General features: G+C 73.5%; 2 protein-coding genes. Both read left to right on the forward strand.

The features are described 5' to 3' along the window. Nucleotides 1-1865: 2-oxoglutarate dehydrogenase E1 component (locus VGR37_22865; protein ID HEV2150259.1), on the forward strand; the 1865-nt coding region annotated here is incomplete at its 5' end. A gap of 109 nt (nt 1866-1974) precedes the next feature. Next, nucleotides 1975-2501 (forward strand): biotin/lipoyl-containing protein (locus VGR37_22870; GenBank protein ID HEV2150260.1); only part of this gene is annotated, 527 nt, incomplete at its 3' end.

Here is a 2501-nt window from a genome sequence, read left to right on the forward strand (position 1 = left end):
CCCGGCGCGCCGGCGCGCCGGACCTGTCGCTGCAGGACGGGCTGGCGGTGCTGGTGCACGGCGACGCCGCGTTCCCCGGGCAGGGGGTGGTAGCGGAGACGCTGAACATGTCGGGCCTCAGGGGCTACACCGTGGGCGGGACCATCCACGTCATCGCCAACAACCAGATCGGCTTCACCACGGTTCCGGAGGACGACCGCTCCACCCGGTACGCCAGCGACCTGGCGAAGGGCTTCGAGGTCCCCATCGTCCACGTGAACGCGGACGACCCGGAGGCGTGCATCGCGGTGGCCCGCCTGGCGGTGGCGTACCGGGCGCGCTTCCACAAGGACTTCGTGATCGACCTGGTGGGGTACCGCCGCTGGGGCCACAACGAGGGCGACGAGCCGGCGTTCACGCAGCCCCGGATGTACGACGCGATCCGCGCCCACCCCACCGCCCGCGAGGTCTTCGCCGAGCGGCTGGCGGGCGACGGCGTGGTCACGCGCGAGGAAGCGGACGCGCTGCTGCAGCAGACGCTGGACCGGCTGGCGGAGGTGCAGGCCGCCCTGGGCGACGGCTCGGCGCTGCCGCCGCAGAACGGGGACGAGCACCACACCAACGGCGGCCCGCCGTCGTCGTCCATCGGCACGGCCGTCCCGGCGGAGCGGCTGGCCGAGTACAACGAGGCGCTGCTGCAGCGGCCGGAGGGGTTCACACCCAACGCGCGCCTGGAGAAGCAGCTCGCCCGGCGGCGCGACGCGCTGGGCCCGGAGGGCGCGATCGACTGGGGGCACGCGGAGACGCTGGCCTTCGCGTCGCTGATCGCGGAAGGGGTCCCGGTGCGGCTCACCGGGCAGGACGCGGAGCGCGGCACCTTCAGCCACCGGCACCTGGTGCTGCACGACGCCGAGACCGGCGCGAAGCACACGCCGCTGGCGGCGCTCCCGCAGGCGCGCGCCTCCTTCGAGGTGCACAACTCCCCGCTCTCGGAGATGGCCGCGGTGGGGTTCGAGTACGGGTACTCGGTGTTCGACCCGGACGTGCTGGTGATCTGGGAGGCGCAGTTCGGCGACTTCGTGAACGGCGCGCAGGTCATCATCGACCAGTTCCTGGCCGCTTCCTACCAGAAGTGGGAGCAGACGTCGGGGCTGGTGCTGCTCCTCCCCCACGGCTACGAGGGACAGGGGCCGGAGCACTCCAGCGCGCGCCTGGAGCGCTTCCTCCAGCTCTCCGCGGAGGACAACTTCCGGGTGGTCAACTGCACCACCTCGGCGCAGTACTTCCACCTCCTGCGGCGTCAGGCGCAGCTCCTGGACCGGGACCCGCGCCCGCTGGTGGTGATGTCGCCCAAGAGCCTGCTGCGGCACCCGCTGGCGGCGTCCCGGCTGGAGCAGCTCGCCACGGGGCACTTCCAGTGCGTGATCCGCGACGAGGACGCGGCCGGCCGCGCGGACCAGGTCACCCGGCTGGCGCTCTGCAGCGGCAAGGTGTTCGCGGACCTGTACACCAGCCCGCTCCGCGAGGACGCGCGCGGCGTGGCGCTCGCGCGGGTGGAGGAGCTGTATCCCTTCCCCGCGGAGGAGATCGCCCAGCTGGCCCGCTCCTTCCCCGCCCTGCAGGAGGTGGTGTGGGTGCAGGAGGAGCCGCGCAACATGGGCGCCTGGACCTTCGTGGAGCCGCGGCTCCGCGCGTTCTTCGCGGACCTCCCCGTCCGCTACGAGGGGCGCCCGGATCGAGCCGCCCCCGCCGAGGGGAGCGCGGAGCGGCATGCCAAGGAGCAGGCCCGCATCGTGGAGGTGGCGTGGAGCGGGGCGCCCGCCCCCGGGAAGAACCCGGCGGAGCGGCGCGCCCGCGGCGACACCCTGATCGGCAAGCGGAAGTAACGGGAGGAAACGGGGAATCGGGGAGGGGACAGCCGGCTGGCATCTGCTTGCCGCCTGTCCCTCTCGCCTGTACCCTGTCCCCTCGAACCCATACCGGAGCGGAGATTCCATGTCGGTTGAGATCCGAGTCCCCCCGCTGGGGGAGTCCGTGGTCGAGGCGACCGTCGGGCGGTGGACCAAGCAGGAAGGGGACACCGTCGCGAAGGACGAGATCCTGGTGGAGCTGGAGACGGACAAGATCACGGTGGAGGTGGCCGCGCAGTCGGCGGGGACGCTCGCCCGGATCGCGAAGCAGGAGGGGGACACCGTCGGCGTCGACGAGCTGCTCGCCGAGCTGCAGCCCTCGGGCGACGGCGCCGGCGCGGCATCCCCGGCGGACCAGGCGGGGCACACCGCCTCGGCGAGGTACGAGGAGAAGCCCGCCTCGGAGCAGCCGGCGGAGGCCGCGCCGACGGGTGAGGCGCAGACCTCCCCGGCGGTGCGCGCCCTGGCCGCGGAGCACGACCTGGACCTGGGTACGGTCAGGGGGAGCGGTCCCAACGGGCGGATCACCAAGGAGGACGTGCTCCGGGTGATCGAGGACGGGCGCCAGCGCGCCGCGGCGCAGCCCCGGCAGGCCGCCGCGCCCGCTCCGGC

This window comes from Longimicrobiaceae bacterium (assembly GCA_035936415.1).
GTDB lineage: Bacteria > Gemmatimonadota > Gemmatimonadetes > Longimicrobiales > Longimicrobiaceae > JAFAYN01.